At 37.6% G+C, this 833-nt stretch carries 1 protein-coding gene; it reads right to left on the bottom strand.

Going from position 1 to position 833, the window contains the following annotated elements; genetic code table 11:
* Positions 1-5: 5 nt before the first annotated feature.
* Positions 6-536, bottom strand: coding sequence for an antA/AntB antirepressor family protein (locus ACFIKE_RS11885; protein ID WP_375627568.1), 531 nt, complete (start codon positions 534-536; stop codon positions 6-8).
* Positions 537-833 lie beyond the last annotated feature (297 nt).

The following is an 833-nucleotide window of genomic DNA, read 5'->3' as shown; positions in this document are numbered from 1 at the left end:
TTAAACTAAGCCGCTTTTACAATAGATTTTTCTAATACCTGTTTTGCTTCTTTAATGAGGGCTTTGTATTTTCTGTTTTCTTCGTCCACTCTAAAAGCGTCAATAAGACGCATATGAATTGGACCCAGAAGATACAAAACTTTTTCACCAGCGTTCATACCTTCCCAATAGCTTGGCAAATCAAAGCGCGCATCACGATCATAATCAACAGATTGGTTTCTTAGTTTTTTCTCGCATTCAATAAAGTAACGTCGTGCTTGGCGTCCTTTCTCGTTACGTTCAACCATTGAAAGCTCTTTTGCCATGTCTAGAGTGAGATGGTACTCTGTCATGTTTACATTTTGACGCTCCCCCGTTTTGGGGAACGTTAGAATATAGTCTTTTGTGTGAACAAATTTATATGTTTTTATGCGGTTTTTAATCCATGTCGTAAAGTCGCGACCTACTTCTAAAAATGCATGCAATTCACGCGCATTAACGGTTTGAACTGTTTCCTGATCAATTGTTTGTTCTGATATTTTTATAAGAATGTTCATAATGAACTCCTATCGATTAGAGGTTTTTCATTGACACTCCATAAGAGTGCCGGGTGCTGAAAAACACGGTCGATAGTCCGTCGTTACGCTTTCCCCATAAAGGGTATTGTATAGCGTAACCACACCCGACAAAGTCATTATATGCGTGTAACATACAATGAGTCAAAGCCTTTAATGTGCGGAGAAAAGATTGTTTCGGTAATCTATCCGCTATCGATTCAAGGTGTTTTTCAAGCACCTGATTCGACAATAGACATACTGATATTATTTTGTCAATTAAAAAATTTGAAAATTGAC

The sequence above is a fragment of the Bartonella sp. MU70NMGDW genome (assembly GCF_042194085.1).
Taxonomy (GTDB): Bacteria; Pseudomonadota; Alphaproteobacteria; order Rhizobiales; family Rhizobiaceae; genus Bartonella; species Bartonella grahamii.
Note: the sequence above shows the minus strand (reverse complement) of the source record. Positions and strands in the feature narration are given on the sequence as shown.